This is a genomic window from Pseudoxanthomonas sp. OG2 (genome assembly GCF_014192765.1).
GTDB classification, from domain to species: domain Bacteria; phylum Pseudomonadota; class Gammaproteobacteria; order Xanthomonadales; family Xanthomonadaceae; genus Pseudoxanthomonas_A; species Pseudoxanthomonas_A beigongshangi.
Genome location: NZ_JACHYM010000001.1, coordinates 534,689 through 557,598 on the forward strand (window position 1 = coordinate 534,689; position 22,910 = coordinate 557,598).

General features: G+C 67.8%; 20 protein-coding genes and 1 tRNA gene. 7 read left to right on the forward strand and 14 right to left on the reverse strand.

Going from position 1 to position 22,910, the window contains the following annotated elements:
* Positions 1 to 18 precede the first annotated feature (18 nt).
* The 3 genes from FHW78_RS02380 to mtnC all read left to right on the forward strand — a co-directional run bounded on the left by FHW78_RS02380 (position 19) and on the right by mtnC (position 2,115).
* Positions 19 to 663: a methylthioribulose 1-phosphate dehydratase gene (locus FHW78_RS02380; RefSeq protein ID WP_141452472.1), complete on the forward strand. Its 645-nt coding sequence runs from the start codon at positions 19 to 21 to the stop codon at positions 661 to 663.
* Between the two features lie 101 nt (positions 664 to 764).
* Positions 765 to 1,325, forward strand: coding sequence for an acireductone dioxygenase (locus FHW78_RS02385; RefSeq protein ID WP_183637206.1), 561 nt, complete (start codon positions 765 to 767; stop codon positions 1,323 to 1,325).
* Between the two features lie 91 nt (positions 1,326 to 1,416).
* Entirely contained in the window at positions 1,417 to 2,115 is a 699-nt protein-coding gene (gene mtnC, locus FHW78_RS02390; RefSeq protein WP_183637209.1) for an acireductone synthase, read from the forward strand.
* A 163-nt stretch (positions 2,116 to 2,278) separates the two neighbouring features.
* Here mtnC and FHW78_RS02395 read toward each other — a convergent pair whose 3' ends face one another.
* The 11 genes from FHW78_RS02395 to FHW78_RS02445 all read right to left on the reverse strand — a co-directional run bounded on the left by FHW78_RS02395 (position 2,279) and on the right by FHW78_RS02445 (position 12,098).
* A complete protein-coding gene (locus FHW78_RS02395; RefSeq protein ID WP_203322729.1) occupies positions 2,279 to 2,863 on the reverse strand; it encodes a YdeI/OmpD-associated family protein in 585 nt (194 codons plus the stop codon).
* Positions 2,864 to 2,906: 43 nt separating this feature from the next.
* Positions 2,907 to 4,568 carry a calcineurin-like phosphoesterase family protein gene (locus tag FHW78_RS02400; protein WP_183637216.1) on the reverse strand — a complete coding sequence of 554 codons (1,662 nt, stop codon included), beginning with the start codon at positions 4,566 to 4,568 and terminating at the stop codon, positions 2,907 to 2,909.
* Positions 4,569 to 4,650: 82 nt separating this feature from the next.
* The gene (gene hisIE / locus FHW78_RS02405; RefSeq protein ID WP_183637219.1) at positions 4,651 to 5,253 is read right to left on the reverse strand and encodes a bifunctional phosphoribosyl-AMP cyclohydrolase/phosphoribosyl-ATP diphosphatase HisIE; all 603 of its coding nucleotides are present in this window, start codon (positions 5,251 to 5,253) and stop codon (positions 4,651 to 4,653) included.
* Positions 5,243 to 6,019: an imidazole glycerol phosphate synthase subunit HisF gene (gene hisF, locus FHW78_RS02410; protein WP_183637237.1), complete on the reverse strand. Its 777-nt coding sequence runs from the start codon at positions 6,017 to 6,019 to the stop codon at positions 5,243 to 5,245. Before hisF ends, hisIE begins: the two co-directional genes overlap by 11 nt.
* Complete coding sequence (gene hisA, locus FHW78_RS02415) at positions 6,013 to 6,780, reverse strand: 1-(5-phosphoribosyl)-5-[(5-phosphoribosylamino)methylideneamino]imidazole-4-carboxamide isomerase (RefSeq protein WP_183637242.1); 768 nt, start codon at positions 6,778 to 6,780, stop codon at positions 6,013 to 6,015. Before hisA ends, hisF begins: the two co-directional genes overlap by 7 nt.
* On the reverse strand, positions 6,780 to 7,379 hold the full coding sequence (gene hisH, locus FHW78_RS02420; protein ID WP_183637245.1) for an imidazole glycerol phosphate synthase subunit HisH: 600 nt from the start codon (positions 7,377 to 7,379) through the stop codon (positions 6,780 to 6,782). The genes hisA and hisH overlap by 1 nt, the downstream gene beginning before the upstream one ends.
* A complete protein-coding gene (gene hisB / locus FHW78_RS02425; protein ID WP_183637249.1) occupies positions 7,376 to 8,449 on the reverse strand; it encodes a bifunctional histidinol-phosphatase/imidazoleglycerol-phosphate dehydratase HisB in 1,074 nt (357 codons plus the stop codon). Before hisB ends, hisH begins: the two co-directional genes overlap by 4 nt.
* On the reverse strand, positions 8,446 to 9,555 hold the full coding sequence (gene hisC / locus FHW78_RS02430) for a histidinol-phosphate transaminase (RefSeq protein ID WP_183637252.1): 1,110 nt from the start codon (positions 9,553 to 9,555) through the stop codon (positions 8,446 to 8,448). Before hisC ends, hisB begins: the two co-directional genes overlap by 4 nt.
* Positions 9,552 to 10,844 (reverse strand): histidinol dehydrogenase, encoded by a 1,293-nt coding sequence (gene hisD, locus FHW78_RS02435; protein ID WP_183637255.1) that lies wholly within the window; start codon positions 10,842 to 10,844, stop codon positions 9,552 to 9,554. Before hisD ends, hisC begins: the two co-directional genes overlap by 4 nt.
* Positions 10,841 to 11,755: an ATP phosphoribosyltransferase gene (gene hisG, locus FHW78_RS02440; RefSeq protein WP_183637258.1), complete on the reverse strand. Its 915-nt coding sequence runs from the start codon at positions 11,753 to 11,755 to the stop codon at positions 10,841 to 10,843. Before hisG ends, hisD begins: the two co-directional genes overlap by 4 nt.
* Before the next feature lie 10 nt (positions 11,756 to 11,765).
* Positions 11,766 to 12,098, reverse strand: a complete 333-nt coding sequence (locus FHW78_RS02445; protein WP_183637261.1) for a YerC/YecD family TrpR-related protein — start codon at positions 12,096 to 12,098, stop codon at positions 11,766 to 11,768.
* 185 nt (positions 12,099 to 12,283) lie between these two features.
* On the opposite strand from FHW78_RS02445, the gene FHW78_RS02450 reads away from it, so the two are divergent.
* Complete coding sequence (locus FHW78_RS02450) at positions 12,284 to 14,089, forward strand: diguanylate cyclase (protein WP_183637264.1); 1,806 nt, start codon at positions 12,284 to 12,286, stop codon at positions 14,087 to 14,089.
* A gap of 276 nt (positions 14,090 to 14,365) precedes the next feature.
* Here FHW78_RS02450 and hisS read toward each other — a convergent pair whose 3' ends face one another.
* Positions 14,366 to 15,760: a histidine--tRNA ligase gene (gene hisS, locus FHW78_RS02455; protein WP_183637267.1), complete on the reverse strand. Its 1,395-nt coding sequence runs from the start codon at positions 15,758 to 15,760 to the stop codon at positions 14,366 to 14,368.
* 126 nt (positions 15,761 to 15,886) lie between these two features.
* Between hisS and FHW78_RS02460 the strand changes: the two genes are divergently transcribed.
* Positions 15,887 to 15,963: transfer RNA gene (locus FHW78_RS02460), tRNA-Pro, on the forward strand.
* A gap of 132 nt (positions 15,964 to 16,095) precedes the next feature.
* On the opposite strand, the gene FHW78_RS02465 is transcribed toward FHW78_RS02460, so the two are convergent.
* Together FHW78_RS02465 and FHW78_RS02470 are read right to left on the reverse strand one after the other, a co-directional pair.
* Positions 16,096 to 17,028: a hypothetical protein gene (locus FHW78_RS02465; RefSeq protein ID WP_183637270.1), complete on the reverse strand. Its 933-nt coding sequence runs from the start codon at positions 17,026 to 17,028 to the stop codon at positions 16,096 to 16,098.
* Positions 17,025 to 18,374 (reverse strand): glycosyltransferase, encoded by a 1,350-nt coding sequence (locus FHW78_RS02470; RefSeq protein ID WP_343205525.1) that lies wholly within the window; start codon positions 18,372 to 18,374, stop codon positions 17,025 to 17,027. Before FHW78_RS02470 ends, FHW78_RS02465 begins: the two co-directional genes overlap by 4 nt.
* A 626-nt stretch (positions 18,375 to 19,000) precedes the next feature.
* Here FHW78_RS02470 and pgaA point away from each other — a divergent pair.
* Positions 19,001 to 21,037: a poly-beta-1,6 N-acetyl-D-glucosamine export porin PgaA gene (pgaA, locus tag FHW78_RS02475; protein ID WP_183637276.1), complete on the forward strand. Its 2,037-nt coding sequence runs from the start codon at positions 19,001 to 19,003 to the stop codon at positions 21,035 to 21,037.
* A complete protein-coding gene (gene pgaB / locus FHW78_RS02480) occupies positions 21,037 to 22,908 on the forward strand; it encodes a poly-beta-1,6-N-acetyl-D-glucosamine N-deacetylase PgaB (RefSeq protein WP_183637279.1) in 1,872 nt (623 codons plus the stop codon). Before pgaA ends, pgaB begins: the two co-directional genes overlap by 1 nt.
* Positions 22,909 to 22,910 lie beyond the last annotated feature (2 nt).

The following is a 22,910-nucleotide window of genomic DNA, read 5'->3' on the forward strand; positions in this document are numbered from 1 at the left end:
AGGCGCTAAAATGGCGCCATGAACGCCCCCCTGCCCTATGACGCCGGACGCCTGAGCGAACTGGCGAAGCTGTTGATCAGCAACATCCGCGAGCTGTCGCAGGCCGGCTGGACGCCGGCCACCAGCAGCAACTTCTCGCACCGGCTGGACGATCGCCACGCCGCCATCACCGTGTCCGGGCGCGACAAGGGGCGGCTGGAGGAAGCCGACATCATGGTGGTGGACTTCGACGGCAAGGCGGTCGGCAGCGACCACCGTCCCTCCGCCGAGACCCTGCTGCACACCCAGTTGTATCGCCGCTTCCCCGAGATCGGCTGCGTGCTGCACACCCATTCGCCGGTGCAGACCATCGCCTCGCGGCTGTACGCCGGCGCCGGCCACATCCGGCTGGAAGGCTACGAGCTGCTCAAGGCGTTCCACGGCAATACCACCCACGAGACCGAAATCCAGGTGCCGGTGTTCAGCAACACCCAGGACATGCCGACCCTGGCCGCCCAGGTCGACGCGTTGCTGGACCGGCAGCCGCTGTGGGGCTACCTGATCGACGGCCACGGCCTGTACGCCTGGGGCCGCGACATGGCCGAAGCTCGCCGCCACCTGGAAGCCTTCGAGTTCCTGTTCCACTGCGAACTGGAGCTGCGCAAGCTGGGTTGCCGGCGCTGAGACACTGATAACCCCGTGCCACGCCGCGCGCCTGCGCGGTAACTGGACCGGAACCAGGTGCCTGCTACCCTTGTATTCCCCACGCGTCGAGCCATATCGCCATGAGCCGCCTCCGCATCTTCCATGAAAGCGACCCGGTCACCCCCGAGTTCGCCAGCTACGATCCTGATTTCATCGCCACCGAGCTGCAGAAGGTCGGCGTGACCTTCGAGCGCTGGAAAGCCAACAAGGCGATCCAGCCGGGCGCCGCGCCGGAGGACGTGATGGACGCCTACCGCGCCGACATCGACCGGCTGGTCAGCGAACGCGGGTTCAAGACGGTGGACGTGGTCAGCATCGCGCCGGACAACCCCAAGCGCGAGGAAATGCGCGCCAAGTTCCTCGACGAGCATTACCACAAGGAAGACGAAGTGCGCTTCTTCGTCGCCGGCTCGGGCCTGTTCACCCTGCATGTGGACGACAAGGTCTACGAGGTGGAGTGCGTCCAGGACGATCTGATCGCCGTGCCGGACAGCACCCTGCACTGGTTCGACATGGGGCCGGAACCGCATTTCGTCGCGATCCGTTTCTTCACCGAACCGGACGGCTGGGTCGGCCATTTCACCGGCACCACCATCGCCCAGCAGTTCCCGCGCTACAACGGCCCGACCCGGCCCGAGTAAGCCCGTTCCGCCTCCCGCGACGCGGTGGCGTGCCCGCCGCCGGGCGCCGCCGTTCCCAACTCATTCCCCATTCCCGAAATCCACCCGCCCCATGCTCCGCGCCATCCTCACCGATATCGAAGGCACCACCAGCAGCATCTCCTTCGTCAAGGACGTGCTGTTTCCCTACGCCCGCCGCGCCCTGCCCGGCTTCGTCCGCGAACACGGACAGGAACCGGAGGTGCGCCGCTGGCTGGATGCGGTCGCCACCGAACATGGCGCGATCTGCAGTGACGATGTCATCGTGGAGACCCTGCAGGGCTGGATCGATCAGGATCGCAAGCACACCGCGCTGAAGGCGCTGCAGGGCATGATCTGGGACGCGGGCTACCGCGACGCCGACTTCACCGCGCACATCTACCCGGATGCGGCGCCGGCGCTCGCCCGGTGGTACGAGCAGGGCTATCCGCTGTACGTGTATTCCTCCGGCTCGGTGCCGGCGCAGAAGCTGTTTTTCGGCCACAGCGACGCGGGCGACCTGACCCCGATGATTTCGGGCTGGTTCGACACCGAAATCGGCGGCAAGCGCGAGGCGGACAGCTATCGCCGCATCGCCGAGCGGATTGGCGCGCCGGCCGGCGAGATCCTGTTCCTGTCCGACGTGGTCGAGGAACTGGACGCGGCCCGCGAAGCCGGCATGCGCACCCAGTTGATCGATCGTCCGCAGGACTATCCGCAGCCCCGGCTTGACGGCGCCGCCAACGGCCATCCGCGCGTCACCGCGTTCGACGCCATCGAACTGCCGCACTGACGCTTGTTGCGAGCGATTCGCATTTCATCATCCGGCAGCGACAACGGCTAGACTGCGCGCCGTTGCCAGCCAGCCCGCGCTCGCCAGCACGTCCCGCCAGCCAGCATTCGCCAGCCAGCCGGGAACCGAAAACGCCCCGCCGGGGCGTTTTTCATTTGCGCCGCTATTTCGCGTGGATTTTCTCGCCGCGCGCCAGCATCGCGACCAGTTTTTCGATGCGGGCCGCCCGGGTTTCCGCCTTCTTCGCCGTGTGCACGCGCCAGCAGACCGCGTAGCGGTTGGTGCGGTCCAGGGTTTCGAAGAAGCTCGCGGCCTTCGGTGCCTTCGCCAGCGCCGCCGCCAGTTCCGCCGGCACCTCCATCACCGCCGCGCTTGCGTAGGCCGCAGCCCAGCGTCCGTCGGCGCGTGCCAGTTCGATTTCACGCAGGCCGCCCTCGCGCATCCGGCCCGAGGCGATCAGTGCCTCGGCCTTGCCGACGTTGATTTTCGACCACAGGCTGCGCGGGCGTCGCGGGGTGAATCGTTGCAGGAAACTCTGTTCGTCGAACGTGCGGCGCTGACCGTCGATCCAGCCATGGCACAGCGCCACCTCCAGGGCTTCGGCATAGCTCACGGAAACCACGCCCGCGTCCTTCTTGGCGATCCTCAGCCACAAGCCCGGAGTACCCGTATTCGCGGCGAGCCATTTTTCCCAGGCCGCGGCGTTGCGGAACAGCTTGATCGGAAGGTCGAGCGCATCGTTGGCCATCGGCATGTTCCTGTCGGGTTTTCGCCTGTCCCGGCGCGTGCCGCTATTCGGCCGCCTGCTGCAGCCGATAGGTGGTGGACGTGGCCTGCTCGCCCCGCCACCGATCGAATGCCCGCACGTCGATGCGGTGCTCGCCCGCTGCCAGATCCGTCGGCAGCGCGCCGCGCCAGAGGTGGGTGGAGGTGTCCGCTTCCGGCGAACGATCGTAGCCACGCAACGCGGTCGCGGTGTCATCCGCGATGTTCTCCGCCAGCAGCGCCGGATCGGCCTGCAGTACACGCCGCATCGGTTTCCATTCACCGCCGTCGATGCGATATTCGACCCGCGTATCGGCTTCACCCATGTAGACGTTGGCGTATACGCCGTAGGCCGGATAGGCGCCCTGTCGCAACACCTTCGGCGCATGCAGGCCGATCGCCGGATCACCGGCCGCGCGCGCCACGTGGTAGCGCAGTGCATAGTCGCCGTCCGGCTGGATCGTCAGCCACGCGTAGCCGTTGGGAGTGCCGTCGCTCATGGTCGTGTCGGGGATGCCCTGCGCATCCTTCACCCCCGACCAGAACGCGCCGCAAGTGGCGCCGACGTTGTACTCGTGCAGTGGCTGCGCGCCCTGCCAGCCGGTGTCCGCGCCATGACGGTAGTGGCGCTGGTTGTGGGTGTGCGCGCTGATCAGCAGCACCTGCGTATGTTCCCGCAGCAGGGTGAACAGGCGTTCGCGGTCGGCACGGCGGAAAGTCTCCACACCCGGGAGGGGATCGAAGAACGGGATGTGCGCGGCAATCACCACCCGGCGTTCCTTCGGCAGGGTCGCCAGGTACTGCCGGAGGAAATCGAACTGCGCTTCGCGCAGCCCACCGATGTAGGCCGGTTTCTGGCCGGGGCGATAGACCACGTCGTCCAGCACGATGAAGCTGGCCTGCGGCTCCTCCCACGCATAGGTGTCGGGGCCGTAGACGTTGCGGAAGCTCAGCAGCGAGTCCTCGTCGGCCTGCGCGTCGAAATCCAGATCGTGGTTTCCGGCCACGTGCAGCCAGGGCACGCCCAGTTTCGCCGTCACCTGGTTCATGGCCGGATACAGGCTCAGATCATCATTGACGATATCGCCCACGCTCAGTCCCAGGCGGGCGCCGTGCCGGCCGACCAACGGCGCCACGATGTCGCGCGCGTAGTAATCCACGTCGGTCCGCGTCTTGGGTTGCGGGTCGCCGAACACCAGCATCTCCAGGCTGGAGCCGCTCCCGCGCCGCATGGCGGGCAACAGGCCGAAATCCACCTGGGCCGGGACGGCGGCGGCCGGAATGCCGCCGTACTTCAGCGCGGGCGACCCCTGCGGGAACAGATGCTGCCAGAACCGGGGCAAGCCGTCGGCGCCCGTCGGCACGGCGTACGCCGGCGGCTTTATCACGAAGACGGTGGCGCGCTCGCGTCCGGGTAGCCGGTAGCCTCCCCGTGCGTCGCTGACGGCGACATCGCGGCCGTTGGAGACCTTCACTCCGGCCAGGCCCTGTTCGCGCGGATCGCGGCGGCCGTTGCCGTTGGCATCCAGGTAGATCACCCCGGTCACTTCCGCCAACGCCTGTCCGGTGGCCGCGGCCGCCTCCTGCGTGGCCGCGGTGGCGTCCTCTGCCCGCGACGACGCGGACGCATCCGCAATGGCCAACAACGACAGGACGACGAGCGGCAGCCATACCACGCGCTGGGTCATATCCACGGATTCCGGCGACGCCCCTCGGGCAACCCGCCGATTATCGTGCGGCAGCGGCGTACCTCGCCACCGCGATGCAGGTTCAGGCGGAATGGCGGGCGGCGAGCAACGCCTCGACATCGGCCAAACCCCTCCCGCGGCTGCGCAGCAGCACCAGCAGGTGATACAGCAGGTCCGCGCTTTCGCCGAGCAGCGCCGCCTCGTCCTGCGCCACCGCGGCCAACGCCGTCTCCACGCCTTCCTCGCCGACCTTCTGCGCAATCCGGCGCACGCCTTCCTCGAACAGCCGGGTGGTATAGCTGCCCGCCGGGCGCTCGCGCTCGCGGCGCGCCACCAGCGCGTCCAGTTCGGCCAGGAACGAGCCCGGCGCCTCCGCGAAGCAACTGGCGCGCTGGAGGTGACAGGTCGGCCCGTGCGGCACCGCCTGGACCAGCAGGGTGTCGTTGTCGCAATCAGCCTCGATGGCCCGCACTTCCAGCACGTGGCCGGAACTCTCCCCCTTGGTCCACAGGCGCTGCTTGCTGCGGCTGTAGAAGGTCACCCGGCCGCTGGCCAGGGTCGCCTCCAGGGCTTCGCGGTTCATGTAACCGAGCATCAACACGCGGCGGGTCGACGCATCCTGCACGATCACCGGCAGCAGGCCGTCGCCCTTGTTCCAATCCAGTTGTTCCGGTTCAAGCGACATCACGCACCTCGATGCCCTGCCCGCGCAGGTAGGTCTTCAGATCCGGAATGGCGATCCGGCCACTGTGGAACACGCTGGCGGCGAGCGCGCCATCGACATCGGCACGCTGGAATACCTCGGCGAAATGCTCGGGTTCCCCGGCACCGCCGGAAGCCACCAGCGGCACCGCGCACAGCGCGCGCACGGCGGTCAGTTGCTCGATGTCGTAGCCACGCCGCACGCCGTCGCTGTCCATGCAGTTGAGCACGATTTCGCCCGCGCCCAGCCGCTGCGCCTCGCCCACCCAGTCCAGCGTACGCACCGGCAGCGCGCGGGTACGTGCCGGATCGCCGGTGTACTGGCGCACCCGCCATTCGCCGTCGGCCTCGCGCACCGAATCGATACCGACCACGACGCATTGCACGCCGAAGGCCTTTGCCAGTTCGCCAATCAGCGCGGGACGTTCCAGCGCCGGCGTGTTGACCGAAATCTTGTCCGCGCCGGCGTGCAGCACACGCCGCGCGGTATCCACGTCGCGGATGCCGCCTGCCACGCAGAACGGAATGTCGAGCAGGCGCGAGACCCGCTCCACCCATGCGTAATCCACCGAGCGCCCTTCCGGACTGGCGCCGATGTCGTAGAACACCAGTTCATCGGCGCCGGCATCGCGGTAGCGCAATGCCAGCTCGGTGATGTCGCCCATGTCGACGTGATCGCGGAAGCGCACGCCCTTGACCACGCGGCCGTCGCGCACGTCCAGGCACGGGATGATGCGCCGGCTCAGCATGACAGCGCCTCGGCCACGCTGAAGCGGCCTTCCAGCAGCGCGCGCCCCAGCACGATGCCGGCACAGCCCTGCGCGCGCGCGGCGACGATATCGTCGAGCGCGCGGACACCGCCGGACGCCTGCACGCGCAGCCGCGGCGCAACCGCGCCCAGGTGCCGGTACAGATCGAGGTTGGGGCCGGACAGCATGCCGTCGCGGGCGATATCGGTGCTCAGCGCGTGGACCAGTCCGCCGGCCTCGAAGCGGACCGCCAGTTCATCCAGGGTCACGCCGGCGTCCTCGGTCCAGCCGTGCACCGGCAATCGCCAGACGCCGGCGGCGTCCTGGCGCGTGTCCAGCGCCACGGTGATGCGCTCGGCGCCGAACTCGGCCAACCAGGCCAGCACCGCTTCCGGTTCGCGTACCGCCAGCGATCCGATCACCACCCGCGCCGCGCCGGCATCGAGCAGGCGCGCGACATCCTCGCGCGAGCGCACGCCGCCGCCGGTCTGGACCCGCAGCCCGGTGGTGGTGGCGATATCGCGCAGCAGCGGCGCCAGGGTGTAGCCGCCGGCGCGGGCCGCATCCAGATCCACCAGATGCAGCCAGCGCGCGCCCTGTTCCGCATAGCCGCGGATGATCGCCAGCGGATCGTCGCCATAGCGGGTCTCGCGCGCATAGTCGCCCTGCGCCAGCCGCACGACCCGGCCGTCGCGGATATCGATGGCCGGATAGGCCTGGAAGTCCTGTTGCGCGCCCGCGCCCGCCGATACCGCGGCCATCATTGCAATCCCGCTTCGATGAAGTTCCGGATCAGCCGCGCACCGACCTCGGCCGAGCGCTCCGGATGGAACTGCGCACCGGCCACGCGGCCACGCTGCACCACCGCCGCGAACGGCTGGCCATGCTCGGTGCTCATCAGACAATCCGCACCGACCGGCGCGGCGTAGCTGTGCACGAAATAGGCATGGCCGCCGTCCAGGCCAGTGGTCAGACCGGACCCGCGCTGCGTACGCAGCGTGTTCCAGCCCATGTGCGGGACCCGGATGCCGGGACCCGGCGACAATCGCGCCACCCGCCCCGACAACAGGCCCAGGCAGGGCGTGTCGTCTTCTTCCGAATGTTCGAACAACAGCTGCATTCCGACGCAGACCCCCAGCAACGGGCATTCCAGTTGTCGCAGCACCTCGATCAGTCCCTGCTCGCGCAGCCGCGCCATCACCGTGGCCGCGGTGCTCACGCCAGGCAGGATGACCCGGTCCGCGGCGCGGATGACCGCCGCATCCGCGGTGAGCGTGGCGGCCACGCCGAGGCGCTCCAGCGCGTAGCGGACCGAACCGATGTTGGCGCCACCGGCATCCACCAACGCCACCTGCATCACAACGCTCCCTTGGTCGAGGGCAGTTCCGCGCCTTCGCGCCGGATCGCCTGGCGCAACGCGCGCGCCAGCGCCTTGAAGCAGGCTTCGATTTTGTGGTGGTCGTTGTCGCCGCGCACGCTCAGGTTGAGGTTGAGGCCGGAGGCGTCGCACAGCGAACGGAAGAAATGCGGCACCAGTTCGGTGGGTAGATCGCCAACCCGCTCGCGGCGGAATTCACCGTCGAACACGAAGTACGGCCGGCCGCTGAAATCCAGCGCCGCGCTGGCCAGGGTTTCGTCCATCGGCAGGGTGAAGCCGTAGCGGCCGATGCCGCGCTTGTCGCCAAGCGCCTGCTTCAGCGCCTGTCCCAGCGCCAGGCCGGTGTCCTCCACCGTGTGGTGCTCGTCGATGTGCAGATCGCCCTCGGTGTCGATGCGCAGGGCGAAACCGCCGTGCTTGCCGATCTGTTCCAGCATGTGGTCGAAGAACGGCAGTCCCGTGCGGATGACCGGCTCGGCCACCCGATCCAGATCCACCTCCACGCGGATACGGGTTTCCTTCGTATTGCGCTGGACGTTTGCCCGGCGCGGCGCGTCGGCCAGTTCATGCGCGATCGACGGCCAGTCCCAGTCGCCACCGAACTGCGAGGTCTTCAGCTGGAAACCGCGGATGCGCAGGTTGTCGGCGAACTGGATATCGGTGGGCCGGTCGCCGACCATCGCCGAGCGCGCCCAGTCGATCTCGCGATCCTGGAGATAGTGCAGGACCAGCCCGATGCCGGGCTTGCGGGTCGGACGGTTCTCTTCCGGCCAGCTCGGGTCGACCAGCACTTCGCGGAAACGGATGCCCTGGCTTTCGAAGATCTGCAGCATCAGATCGTTCGGACCATCGAACGACGCCTGCGGATAGCCTTCGCTGCCCAGTCCGTCCTGGTTGCTGACGATGACGAACTGGTAGCCGGCGTCGCGCAGCTTCAGCAACGCCGGAATGCAGTCGCGCACGAACCGGATCTTCTCGTAGGCGTCGATCTGGAAATCGGCTGGTTCCTCGATGAGGGTGCCGTCGCGATCGATGAACAGGATCGGAGTCATGCCGCCGCCTCCCGCACGGCCAGTGCCGCCAGCACCCGTTCGTTCTGCTCCGGACTGCCGATGCTGATCCGCAGCGCATCGCCCAGTTGCGGCGCGGCGCGCTGGTCGCGCACCACCACGCCGGTGGACAGCAGCGCGGTGAACGCTCGGTCGGCATCGTCGAACCGCACCAGCAGGTAATTGCCCTGCGAGGGATAGACGCGACGCACGCCGGGAAGCGCCGCCAGCGCGCCCCGCATCCGCTCGCGTTCGCGCCGCACCCGTTCCACCCGCTGCCGGGTCTGCGCCAGCGCCGCCGGCGCCAGGCCGGCGAGCGCGAGTTCCGCGCAGGGCGCAGGCACCGGATACGGCGCCTGGCAGGCACGCAGCACAGCGATCAGTTCCTCCGCGGCGATCGCCACGCCGATTCGTGCGGCCGCCAGCGCGTGCGCCTTGGACAGCGTGCGCAACACCACCAGATTGGGGAACCGCGCAATCAAGTTGCTGGCCGAGGGAACATCGGAAAACTCCACATAGGCCTCGTCGACCACCAGCAGCGCACGACCGGCCAGGCGCCCGGCCAGGTCCGCGATTTCCTCCCGCGTACAGGCGCGTCCGGTGGGATTGGTCGGCGAGCACAGGAACACCAGCTTGGCGCCGTTCGCCAGCGCGGCGGCGGCCAGTCCATCCAAATCCGGCTCGAAGCCCTGCTCGGTATCGCGTAGCGGCACATCGATGAGCGGTGCGTTCTGCAATCGCGCGGACACCGCGTACATGCCGAAGACCGGCGAGCTGATCACCACCCCGTCACGTTCCGGCACGCACAGCGCGCGCACCAGCAGATCGATGGCCTCGTCGCTGCCGCGGCCGATAAGCAACTGCTCCGGGGCACAGCCGTACAAGTCGGCCAGCACCGCGCGCAAGGCTGCTGGTTGCGGTTCCGGATAGCGCTGGCAGGTCGCGCCCGCGTCGGCCGGGTTGGACCAGGCCGACTCGTTGGCGTTGAGCCAGACATCCCCGCGCAAGGCTTCGGTGCGGGCCGATTTGTAGCCACCGAAACCGCGCAGGTCGGGCCTGACCAGACTCAGCACTCCGGCATTTGCCGCCTTGTTGTCGGGCGTATTCATGCCGCCTCCAGCCGCAGCGCGACCGCGTTGGCATGCGCGTCAAGTCCCTCGGCGCGCGCCAGGGTCAAGGCGCACGCGCCGATGCGGCCGATGCCCGCGCGGCTGGCCGCCTGCACGCTGACGAAATTCTGGAAGCTGGCCACGCTCACGCCGCTGTAGGCGCGCGCGGCGCCGCTGGTCGGCAGCACGTGGTTGGTGCCGCTGCAATAGTCGCCCAGCGCTTCGGGCGTGTAATCGCCCAGGAACACCGAGCCGGCCGCTTCCACCCGCTCCAGCCAGGCGCGCGGGTCGCGCAGGGCCAGGATCAGGTGCTCGGGCGCGTATTCGTTGCTGACCGAGAACGCATCGTCCAGCCGCTCCACTTCGATCAGGCGCGAGGCGGACAGCGCCTGGCGCGCGATCGCCGCGCGCGGCAACGCCGCGAGCTGGCGTTCCAGTTCCACCGCGACGCGGTCGATGAGCGAAGGTGCGTCCGACAACAGCAGCACCTGTGAATCCGGGCCGTGCTCGGCCTGCGACAGCAGATCCGCCGCGACGAACGCGGGATCCGCGCCGGCATCTGCGATCACCAGCACTTCCGACGGCCCGGCCGGCATGTCGATGGCGGCCACGCCGGCCTGCGCGATCTGCTGCTTGGCCTCGGTCACGTAACTGTTGCCCGGCCCGAACAGCTTGTCGCAGCGGGGCACGCTGGCGGTGCCGAACGCCATCGCCGCGATCGCCTGCGCGCCGCCCAACTTGAACACGCGGGTCACGCCGGTCATCCGCGCGGCCACCAGCACGGCGGGATCGGCGCTGCCGTCGGCGCGCGGCGGCGTGCACAGCACCACCTCGCGGCAACCGGCCAGGCGCGCCGGCACGCCCAGCATCAATGCGGTGGAAGGCAACGGCGCACTGCCGGCCGGGACGTACAGGCCCACCCGCGCAATCGGCCGGATCATCCGTTCGCAAAGCACGCCGGGTGCGGTTTCGACCGCGTACGGCTGGGCCATGCCCGCGCGGTGGAAGGCTTCGATGCGGGCGACCGCCTCCTCCATCGCCTGCTTCAGCGCCGGCGCCACCGCCGCTTCGGCGGCGGCGAACTCCGCCGCGGGCACTTCGAAATCGTCCAGCGCCACACCGTCGAAACGGCTGGTGAATTCGCGCAGCGCCGGGTCGCCGAGCTGGCGCACTTCCGCCAGCACCGCGGCGACCGCGTCGCGGGTGCGCTGGGCCACGCCCTGCACCGGACGGCGCAGGGCGGCGCGGCGTTGTTCGCCATCGAGGCGGGACCAGATCAAGCGATTCATGCCAGCGACCTCTCGACCGAAAGCACCATCAATCCCTGCGCGCCGGCGCGTTCCAGTTCTTCCAGCCGCTGCCAGGTGATGGCGCCGTGGCACATGGTCTGCAGCGACAGCGGACCTTCGCCGGAACCGGGCAGTTGGACCAGCGGTTCCGCATCCGGCAGCAGTCGCGAAAGTTCGGCGACGGTGTCGCGGTTGGCGCGGAACATCAGCAGCTTGCTGTCCTTGAGCTTGAGCACGCCGTCGACCCGGCGCAGCAGCATCGCCGCCAGTCCCGCGCGCTCGTCCTCGAACTCGCGGACCGGACCGGCCAACACGGCCTCGCTGTCCAGCAGGGTTTCCACCGGCTTGAGCTGGTTGGCCGCCAGGGTCGCGCCGCTGGAAACCAGATCGCAGATCAGGTCGGCGGTGCCCAGGCGCGGGGCGATTTCCACAGAACCCGACAACTCCACCACAGCCGCTTCCACGCCCTGGCGCCGCAGCCAGTCCGACAGGATTGCCGGATAGCTGGTGGCGATGCGCAGGCCCTGCAGTTGCGCCGCGCCCTGCCATTCCCAGTTGTCCGGCACCGCCAGCATCAGCCGGCACTGGCCGAAGCCGAGCGGACGCAGTTCCCGGTAGGCCGCCGGCAGGCCGATGCGCGCGCGTTCGCCGGCCTGTTCGTCCAGTTCGTTGCGGCCGACCACGCCGAAGTCGCACACGCCGTCGGCAATCAGGCCCGGAATGTCGTCGTCGCGCACCAGCAGCAGGTCGATCGGCAGCGATTCGCCGTAGCAGAACAGCTTGTCGCGGCTCTCGCGCCAACTCAGTCCGCAGGCGGCGAGCAGCGCGCGCGCGGGTTCGGCCAGGCGGCCACTTTTCTGGATGGCGATGCGCAGGCGATCGCGCGTCGCGGGTACAACCCTGGGACTCATGGGAGGAAACTCAGTGGGAGGCGCCGTTGGCGCGCGGTTGCTGCTGCTGGAACGCGGTGGCGTAGCCGCCGGTGCCCCGTTCGAGGGTGCGGGCGACCCGCCCGATGGTGGTCACGCTGACCTGGGTCAGCTCGTGGATTTCCCGGTAAGGCACGCCCTTGAGCAGCAGCGGCACCACCCGCCAGCGGTCGGCCATGGCCTCCAACTCGGCCGGCGTGCACAGGTCTTCCAGGAACGCACGCACCTGCCCGGCTTCGCCCAGGCTGGCCAGCGCCTGGGAAAGCGCCTGCAGGGAGGCGCTTTCGGCGCGGTCATCGTCGGGAATGGCGGGGCGGCGCTTCATGGGGAGTCAGTGGGGTCCGGGAAATCAGGGACCGGCGACCGGCCCAATCAATGTACTAACGCGTTAATACATTAGTTGAGCCTCCAGGCCCCGTCAAGTCCGCCCCCTCCCGGCCTCCCCCGGTCCCACGGTTAAACTGACGGCCGGTCCGCCGGCCCGGCGGGTGCTCTGGATCGGGGACGGGAATGAGGGAAGCCATCCGCGGACTTCGCTGGCTGCTGGCCGCGCTGATGCTGTTCTGCGCGCTCGCGCAGGCGCAGGCACCACTGGTGATGTCAGGCGATGCGGCCACCCATGCCCTGGCTCCCCATACGACCTATTTCCACGACAGCGATGGCCGGGCCGATATCCGGGCGATCGAGACCAGCCTGCGGGCGGGACGCTTCCGGCCATTGCCAGGCGACGATGCATCCTTCGGTTTCCAGCCCGGCGCCTACTGGTTCCACGTCAGCCTGCTCAATCGCAACCTGCAGGAACCGCGCTGGCTGCTGGTCCAGCAGTACGCGCTGAGCGATCGGCTGGACGTGTACGTGCGCTACCCCGACGGCCAGTTGTTCCACCAGGCCGGTGGCGATCACCTGCATTTCGAGCAGCGCAGCGTGCGCTACCGGCATCCGAACTTCCAGCTTGACCTGCCGCCCGGACAGCCGGCGGATCTGTTCGTCCGGGTGGAAAGCCAGAGCTCGATGCAGGTGCCGCTGGCCCTGTACACGCCAACCGCCTTCGCCGAACTCTCGCGCGACGCACAGTTCGCGATGGGCGTGTACTACGGCATCCTGCTGGCGCTGTTCACCTACAACCTGGTGTTGTGGCTGACCCTGCGCGACGCCAGCTACTTCTGGTACATGTTCCATATCAGCGCTTTCGGGCTGGTGCTGTTCACCTTGTACGGATTGGGCTTCGAGTACTTGTGGCCGCATTCACCGTGGCTGGCGGACAAGGCCGTACCGCTTTCGATCTGCCTGGCGCAGATCGGCATGCAGCAGTTCGCACGCAATTTCCTAGGCCTGGCCCGGCGCTGGCCGCTGGGTGACCGCATCGGCCTGGGCATGATCGCGCTGTTCGTGGTGCTGGGCGTCGCCACCACCTGGATTCCCATCCGGCTATCCACCCAGTTGGCGGTGGTCGCGGTGATCCTGAGCGTGGCCTGGATCGCGGTCGAGGCGGTGGTTGCCATGCGCAGCGGCTACAAGCCGGCCAAGCTGTTCCTGCTGGCCTGGTCGATGTTCCTGGCGGGCATCGCGATGGTCGCGATGGTCGCCTTCGGCGCGCTGCCCAAGAACTTCGTCACCGAGTACAGCGTGCAGATCGGTTCGGCCCTGGAAATGCTGCTGCTGTCGGTCGCGCTGGGCTACCGCTACGCCTCGCTGCGCAACGAGAACGAGCGGATCGTGCGCGAATCGCGCGACCAGTTGGAAATCAAGGTCGAACAACGCACCGGCGAGTTGCGCAGCGCGCTGGAGCAACTGGAAGCCGCGCACCTGCGCCTGCGCGAGTTCAGCCAGTTGGACGGGCTGACCGAACTCTACAATCGCACCCACTTCCGCGAAGCCTTCGAACACCTGCTCTCGCAGGCGCGCAACAGCCAGCAGCCCATCTCGCTGCTGATGATCGATCTGGACCACTTCAAGCGCATCAACGATACCTACGGCCACCTGGTCGGCGACGACTGCCTGCGCTGGACTTCCAACACGATGGCCGAAACGCTGCGGCCTTACGGCGCGCTGGTTGCGCGCTTCGGTGGCGAGGAATTCATCGCCGCCCTGCCCGACATGGATCTGGACGAGGCCAGCAATGTGGCCGAGGAACTGCGCCAGCGCCTGCGCGATCGGCCCTGCCGCAGCGGGGATCTGGACATTCCCATCTCCGCCAGCATCGGCGTGCATTGCGTGGACATCGACAAGAACAGCATCGATTCCGCCCTGCAGGTCGCCGACCAGGCGCTCTATACCGCCAAGGCCGAAGGCCGCGATTGCGTGCGCACGCTGTAGAGCCGGGCTTGCCCGGCTCCGCGGCCTCAACCACGCGCGAAAAGCAGCGGAGCAAGCTCCGCTCTACCCCTGTGGATCTGGGCTTGCCCGGCTCCGCGGATTCAACCACGCGGGAAAAGCAGCAGAGCAAGCTCGGCTCCGCGGACTCAAACCACGTGCGAAAAGCAGCGGAGCAAGCTCCGCTCTACCCATGTAGAGCCGGGCTCGCTCGGCTCCGCGGACTCAAACCACTGCGAAAAACAGCGGAGCAAGCTCCGCTCTACCGTTCGTGTGCTTTCAGCGGCCCGCGAGCGCGCGGGCCTGCTCCAGCTCCACCTTCAGGCTGCTGGCCAGTTCCTCGCGCTTGACCTCGAACTGCTGTTCGCGGACCAGATCCTTCACCGTGACCATGCCGCGGGCGCGTTCGTCCTCGCCGGCCAGCACCACGAAACGGATGCCCGCGCGCGAGGCGTACTGGAATTGCTTGGCCAACTTGCGCGCTTCCATCTGCACTTCGGTATTGATGCCGGCGACGCGCAGGCGACGGGCGATGTCCAGCGAATCGGCCAGCGCGTCATCGTCCATCAGCGCCACCATCGCCTGCACGCTGCTCTCATCGCTGCCGGCGATCAGTCCGGCCTCGCGCAACTGCCAGAACAGGCGGGTCAGGCCGATGGAGATGCCCACGCCGGGCAACTTCGATTTGGTGTAGTGGCTGGCCAGATCCTCGTAGCGGCCGCCCGAACAGATCGAGCCGATCTGGACGTAGTCGTCCAACTGGGTCTCGTAGACGGTGCCGGTGTAGTAATCCAGGCCGCGTGCAATCGAGAAGTTGAGGCAATAGTCGCTCTCGGGAACGCCCAGCGCATGCACCAGTTCCAGCACTTCGCGCAGCTCGGCCACGCCCTGGGCCAGTGTCTCGTTGCCCTGCCCCAGCGCTTCCAGGCGGGCCAATGCGTCGGCATGGCTGGTCGAGCGCACGGCGACGAATTCGAGAATCCGCGCGACCGCTTCGGCCGGCACGTTGAAATCCGGACCTTGCAGGGTCTCGCGCACGTAGTCGGCGCCGCGCTTGTCGAGCTTGTCGACCTCGCGCAGCACCAGCGCCTGCCGTTCGCCGTCGGCGATGCCCTGGGCCTCGAAGAAGCCGCGCATCAGCTTGCGGTTGTTGAGCTGGATGGTGAACTTGCCGATGCCCAGATCACTGAAGACCGCGTGGATGACCGCCAGGATCTCGGCGTCGAAGCGGATGCTGAGCGCGTCCTTGCCGATGACGTCGATATCGCACTGGTAGAACTCGCGGAACCGGCCGCGCTGGGCGCGCTCGCCCCGGTACACCCGCTGGATCTGGTAGCGCCGGAACGGGAAGGTCAGTTCGTGCTCGTGCTCGGCCACGTAGCGGGCCAGCGGCACGGTCAGGTCGAAGCGCATCGCCAGTTCCGGCAGGCCCTCGGCGGAACCCGCCTCGGTCTTGGCCAGCGCGCCGGTGGACTGCACGAAATAGACCTGGCGCTCGGTCTCGCCGCCGGACTTGGTCAGCAGGGTTTCCGAGAGCTCGAACACCGGGGTTTCCACCGGCAGGAACCCGAAGCGCTCGTAGTTGCGGCGGATGGTGTCCAGCATGCGCTGGAACGCGATCTGCTCGCGCGGCAGCAGTTCCATCACTCCTGGCGGCGTGCGTGGCTTGATCAAGCGAAAACTCCGGGGGGACGAGCGATATCGAGGGCCGTCATTCTAAGACTGAACGGCGCGCCGGGGGCAGGCATGCAAAAAACTGTTGCCGTCCGTCGGCGTCCTGAATAGAATAGCCGGCTCACACGGGGTGTAGCTCAGTCTGGTAGAGCGCTACGTTCGGGACGTAGAGGTCGCAGGTTCGAATCCTGTCTCCCCGACCAATCGATAGGTCGCAATCAAGCCTGGAAAACGAATGTTTTTCGGGTTTTTTTGTGCCCGAAGACCGGAAGTCCCCGTTCCACGGGGCCGAAGGCCGGCAGGCACCTCGCCGGCCGGCAAGACCTTCCCGAATCTCAGAACACCACGAACGCCTGCAGGCGCACGTAGCGGTAGGCGTAGCTGCCGGTGCCGGTATCGGTCAGTACCGGGGTATCGGTGTAGCCGGCGTCCAGGCGCAGCCAGGCGTCCTTCCAGCGCGGGGTCTCCACGCCGAACTCGGCCAGGCGGGCGCGCTTCCAGCCCTCCTCGGAGCTGCGCTGGCGGCCCCAGCCGGCGCGCGCGCTCCACTGGTAGCCGCCGATGTGGCGGCGCCAGGCCAGCACGCCGAGCGCTTCGCCGTACCAGGGCGGCGAATAGTAGTCGGCTTCGAAGGCTTCGCTGTTGCGGTAGTAGCGGGTGCGCAGTTGCGCGCTCAGGCCGTACTCCGGCGCGAACGCATAGACCAGGTTGCCGCGCAGGTGGGTGCGCAGGTTGTCGCCGGTGCCGAAGTCCTGCACGCCGGCGACCAGGCTGGCGGACCAGCGATCGCTGAAGGGCATGTCGATGGCTGCGCCGGCGAAGGTCTGCACCCAGCCCTCGCGCACGCCGCGTCGGGTTTCCAGGACTTCGCGCTCGACGAAGATTTCCTTCCGCCAGGGATCGGTGCTGTGGATCGAGGCGCGGCCCAGCAGGTCGTCGCCGTTGCTGCCGATGTCGCCGTCCCAGCGCCAGTCCTTGCCCAGGCTGCCGGCGCCACTCAGGTAGGCGCGGTTCTCGGATTCGGACCAGTCGCGTCCGGAGAAGCGCGCGCGTTCGACCTTCACGCCCCACCAGTGCTCGATATCGCGGTGCTGGATGTCCCAGCCCAGTGCCAGCTTGCGGGTTTCGTTGTCGTCCGCATCGGAGCCCATCCAGAAGTCCGTCCGCAGCGCCGGGCGCGCGGCCGGCGCATCCTCGGCGGCATGGGCGGACAACACGGGAATCGCCAGCGCCCATCCCAGGGCGGCGGCGACGGCACACTTTCTCATTTGGTCCCCCAGGTCTTGCGCAGGCGCAGGATTTCGGCGGCATACCCCAGGACGCAGACCGGCTGCAGGATCATGGTGTAGGCCAGGGTGTAGAACAGGAATCCGCTGATGTTGCGGCGTACGCGCAGATCCTGGCTTTTGAACATCTTCGACTGCACGCGGAAGATGATCAGGTTCCACAACGCCGCCAGCGGCAGTACCAGCAGCGTCATGATACCGGCGATCCAGTAATAGCCGAACAGCGCCAGGATCAAGCCGGGAATGAAGGCCAGCGTGTAGACCAGATCCAGCGGCAGGAACAGCAGGTTCCACCAGATGAACAAGGTGGTCATGCGCGGCTTGAACAGCAGGCTGCCGTGGCGAGCGAAAGCTTCCATCAGGCCGCGCGACCAGCGCTGGCGCTGCTTGGAGAACTGGCCGAGCTTCTCCGGCACGCGGGTGAACAGGCAGGCTTCCTCGCAGTAGCCGATGCGCGCGCCGGTCTTCAGCAGCGCCCACGACAGCACGATGTCCTCGCCCACGCACTCCGGCCAGCCGTTGGCCTGTTCGAGCGCCTCGCGGGTGTACAGCGAAAACGCGCCCTGCGCGACCAGCGTGCCGTGATACATGCTCTGCATGCGCTTGACCGCGGCGATGCCGTGGAAGTAATCCCATTCCTGGCTGCGGGTCAGCCAGTTCTCGCGCGAGTTGCGCACCAGCACAGCGCCGGCCACCGCCACGGTGCCGGCCGGATCCGACAGGAACCGTTCCACCAGCTTGCGCAGCGCGTCCGGACGCAGATAGGAATCGCCGTCGACGGTGACCACCAGCGCCTGCCGGGTTTCCGCCAGGCCGCGGTTGAGGGCCTTGGACTTGCCGCCGTTCTTCGGCTGGTTCAGCACGCGGATGCGCAGGCCGGGGCGCGCCTGGTCGGCCGCGGTCGCGCGGGCGATCGCGGCGCTGTCGTCGATGGAACCATCGTCGATCACGACCACTTCGATTTCGCCCGGGTAATCCTGGCGCGACAGGCTGGTGAGGGTGTCGGCGATGTTCTCCGCCTCGTTGTAGCAGGCGACCAGTACGCAGACATCGGGCAGGCGTTCGAACCTGCGCAGGCGCGGACGGCGGTCGGCCAGGATGGAGCCGATCAGGAACGCGTTCATGAAGCCCGGCACGTAGGCGATGAACATGATCACGACCAGCGCCAGGGCGAAGCCCACGTGGGCGGACAATTCATGCAGCCAGGGCTGGGACAGCTTGACGCTCAGTCCGGCCCACGCCAGCGCGACGGCCAGCACCAGCACGTACTTGAGGCGGATCGGCACATAGAAGCGACGGAATTCCGGCACAGGAACCGGCGCGGGCACGGGCGGCTCCGGCGGCCGGGTACGGGCACCGTCCCACGGAGGGGCGTCTGAAGGCGAATGGGCGTCGTACATGGCGGCGTGGACACGGAGCGGATGTGCCTGTCATCGAGCAATTCGCGTGCCAACCCGGCGGGCCGGGCAATGTGACCTCTCATCGCCTCTCCGAGCCTTCGTTACAGTTTCGTGATTCAAATCACCGTTTTGTGACGCACAGGGTCACTTTTGGTCCTGCCCACCTGATGGCTCCGAAGGCCGCATTTCCGGTGGCTCAGGCCCGCCCGCCCCGGGAGTTCCGCTTTTCGGGATGCTTCCGAGCCTCACGCGGAACCTGTCACGTATCGCTCACAACCCCCCACCCCGACTCGTGTTTTCGGCGGGAAACCGGGCCAGCAAGGCCGATTGATCGTGATTTTTAGTGAGTTACATCACATAAATTTATGGATTATTAACAGAATCGTCCCGTTTGGGCGCCCTTTGGGTACCGCTTCCTAGACTTGGCAGGATTTGTGCGACTCATCACAAATCCAAGGACCACCAGCACGGTCTCCCCCGGGGGACCCAACTGTTAGCGACAGGGGCGGAACGTTTTGAAAAGAACCACATTGTCTTGGGCGCTTGCATGCGCCATGGGTGCGACCGGCCTGCCGGCTCTGGCAGCGGCACCCGCCACCACTCCCACCTTCCCGCCGGCCGGCGCCGGCAACGATCCGGGGCACGAGGCCTCGCTAGCGCAGGCCGCCCGCCTGCGCGACGAGTCGCGCTGGCTGGACGCCCTGGCGATATTCGAACGCCTGCAGGCCCAGCGCCCGGACGATCCTGAACTGTACCGCCTGCGTACCCTGACCCTGGGCGATGTCGGCAACAGCTACCAGGCCTGGGCGATGTACCGCGCCCGCCCCGAGCTGTTCGATGCCGCGCAGCGCGAGCAGTTCGAAGCCAACTACCTGGCCCGGTTGATCCTGTGGTCGCAGGCCTACCCGGAAAACGAGCGCAACCGCCTGGCCGAGGCGCGTGTGGCCGACAGCGCCATCGAGGAATATCTGCGACGGAGTCCGGCGAACGATCCAACCTTGCCGACCCGCATCCGTTATGACCGGCTGATCCTGCTGTCGAAGCTGGGACGCCACCAGCAGGTGGTCGACGAATACCAGGCCTTGAACGACACCGCCGGACTCGCGGTGCCCGCCTACGCGCTACCCGCGGTGGGCGATTCGTTCATGGCGCTCAAGCGTCCGTTCGAGGCCGCGCCGGTGCTGGAAGCCGCGCTCAAGGCCGATCCGGACAACAGCGACGTGCGCATGCAACTGGCCTACGCCTATCTGGAAAGCGAGCGGCCCACCACCGCCATCCGCGGCCTGGAAGCCTATCGCGAGACCCAGCCGGCCTGGCTGTACGCGCCGGGCGCGCGCCAGGGCAGCCAGAACTGGCGCCGCGCCGACACGGACAGCACGCTGGCGATGCTGCGCGCCTTCTCCGAGGACCTGCCCAGCGCCGAACGCGACATCACCGCCATGCTGGGCATCGCGCCCAACAACGCCGGCATGCAGACCTCGCTCGGGCAGGTCTACATGATGCGCGGCTGGCCGGAGCGGGCGCTGGAGCGCTTCCGCATGGCCTCCACGCTGGACGAACGCGACGTCAATGCGCGCGTCGGCCAGGTCGAGGCACTGGTCACCCTGCGCCGCGACGACCAGGCCCGCGATCTGCACGATCTGCTGGTCAGGGAATACGGCGACCAGCCGAACGTGCAGCGCATGGACGAACTCTGGCGCAATCATCGCGGCTGGCAATGGCGCGCCTACGTGGCCGGCGCGCGCAGCAACGGCGGCAGCGGCAACACGCCGTTCGGCAACCGCGACGGCGAATATGGCGTGGAAGTGCAATCGCCGCTGTTCGATGACCGCTGGCGCCTAACCGCCGTGGCCGACGACCGCTGGGCGGACTTCGATCGGGATCGCATCCATCATCGCCGGCAGGGCGTCGGCGTGCGTTACGCCTACGATCGCCTGGACACCCACCTGGGCGTCTACCACGCCAGTGACCGCGTCGGCGGCACCGGCGTGTCGCTGGACGTGGGCTGGCGCTTCAGCGATACCCTCGACGGCCAGCTTTCGCTGCGCCGGAATGACGCCGACGCCTCGCTGCAGGCGCGTGACGCCGGCATCACCGCCGACAGCGCCGCGATCAACCTGGTGTACGAGCGCAACGAGCGCACCGAATTCCGTGGCGGGCTCACCCATTGGCGTTACGAGGACGGCAACCGCCGCACCGCGCTCAACCTCAATGCCGAACAGCGCCTGTGGACCCGTCCCTACTTCCTGCTCGACGGCCTGGCCGGTCTCTACGGCAGCCGTGGCAGCCGCCGGGACACACCGTACTTCAATCCCTCGCGTGACGGTTCGCTGGAACTGGGCCTGCGCGCGGATCACCTGGTGTGGCGCGAATACGAGCGCCATTTCCGTCATCGCCTCACCGCCACCGCCGGCCGCTACTGGCAGGAAGGCTTCGGCACCCACTGGGTGCCGGCGCTGCGCTACGAGCACGAATGGAAATTCGCGCTCGGCCGGGTGCTGACCTACGGGGTCAGCTGGTCGCGCCCGGTCTACGACGGGGTCCGTGAAGAACGCTTCGGCTTCGATGCCGAACTGCGGTGGGGAGAATGATGATGAAGTCCGTACGTCCAACCTGGTTGCTGCTGGCCCTGTGCGCACTGGCGCTGTTCGCGCCGATGCTCGCCGCGCGCGCCGCCGAGCCGCTGCTGGTGCTCAGCTATCACGACATCCGCGACGATGTCGCCAAGAAAGGCGACGCCGACGCCTACGCGGTCAGCACCCAGAACTTCGCCGCGCACCTGGACTGGCTGGCCGGGCACGGCTACCACCCGGTGTCGCTGTCGCAGGTGGTGGAAGCCTCCCGCGGCGGCAAGCCGCTGCCGGCCAAGCCGGTCCTGCTGACCTTCGATGACGGCCTGCGCAGCCTGTACACGCATGCCTTCCCGCTGCTGCGCGCCTACAACTACCCGGCGCTGGCGGCGGTGATCACCGGCTGGGTCGACATGCCCGCAGGCCAGGAGATCGACTACGGTCCGCGCATGTTCACCCGTGACGATTTCGTCACCTGGGATCAACTGCGGGAGATGCAGGCCAGCGGGCTGGTCGAAGTCGCCAGCCACACCAACGCCCTGCACAAGGGCGTGCAGTCCAACCCGCAGGGCAACCAGACCCCGGCCGCGATCACCCGCATCTACGATCCGGCAGCCGGGCGTTATGAAACCGAAGCCGCGTACCGCGAGCGCGTGCGCTCCGATCTGGCGACCAGCAGCGATCTGATCCGCCGGCACCTGGGCCAGGCGCCGCGCGCCATCGTGTGGCCCTACGCCGCCTACAGCAGCGTGAGCAACGACATCGCCGAATCGCTGGGCATGCCGGTGTCCTTCGATCTGGAAGGCCCCAGCACGCCGGTGACCGCGGACCTGCACGGCCTGGCCCGCCTGCTGGTGATGGACAATCCGACCGTCACCGAACTGGCCTATGAGCTCCGCCACGATCCGGAAGCCGAAGGCATCCGTGCCCTGCAGATCGACCTGGACGCGGTCTACGACCCTGACCCGCAACAGCAGGCGCGCAACCTGGACCTGCTGATCGAGCGCGTCAACCGCATCGGCCCCTCGCATGTGTTCCTGCAGGCCTTCGCCGACCCGGATGGCGATGGTGCCGCCGATGCGCTGTACTTCCCCAACCGCTTCATGCCGGTACGCGCGGATCTGTACAACCGGGTCGCCTGGCAGCTGTACACCCGCGCCCATGTCAAGGTGTTCGCCTGGCTGCCGGTGATGGCCTACAAGCTCCCGCAGCAGGTGCCCGGCATGGCCATCGCCAGCCGCGAGGCCGACGGCATCCCGCGGCTGGACTTCACCCGTCCGGACGTGCGCCGGACCATCGCCGGCATCTACGAGGACCTGGCGGTCGCCTCGTACATGGAAGGACTCCTGTTCCATGACGATGCCTACCTGCGCGACACCGAACTGGCCACGCTCGCTCCCGGCAACACCGAGGCGCGCACGCAGGCGCTGATCGACTTCACCCTGGAACTGAGGAACGCCGCCGAGCGCTGGCGTCCCAAGCTCAAGACCGTGCGCAACATGTACGCGCGCCCGGTGCTGGAACCGCAGAGCCAGGCCTGGTTCGCGCAGCGGCTGGATCTGTTCAACCGCGCCTACGATCACACCGCGCTGATGGCGATGCCGTGGATGGAAGGCAGCCGGCGTCCGGAGAAGTGGCTGGACGAACTGGTGGCGGCGGTACGCAAGCAGGACCCGCAACTGTCGCAGACCTTGTTCGAACTGCAGACCGTCGACTGGAATACCCGCAAGCCGATTCCCGGCCCGCGCATCAATGCCCTCATCCGTCGCCTGCAGGCCCAGGGCGTTCGCCATCTGGGCTGGTACCCGGATGACTTCATCGCCGACCTGCCGCGCATGCCCGATGCCCGTGCCGGCATCTCCGCCCGTGGCTTCCCGTACGAGGAGCGCTGATC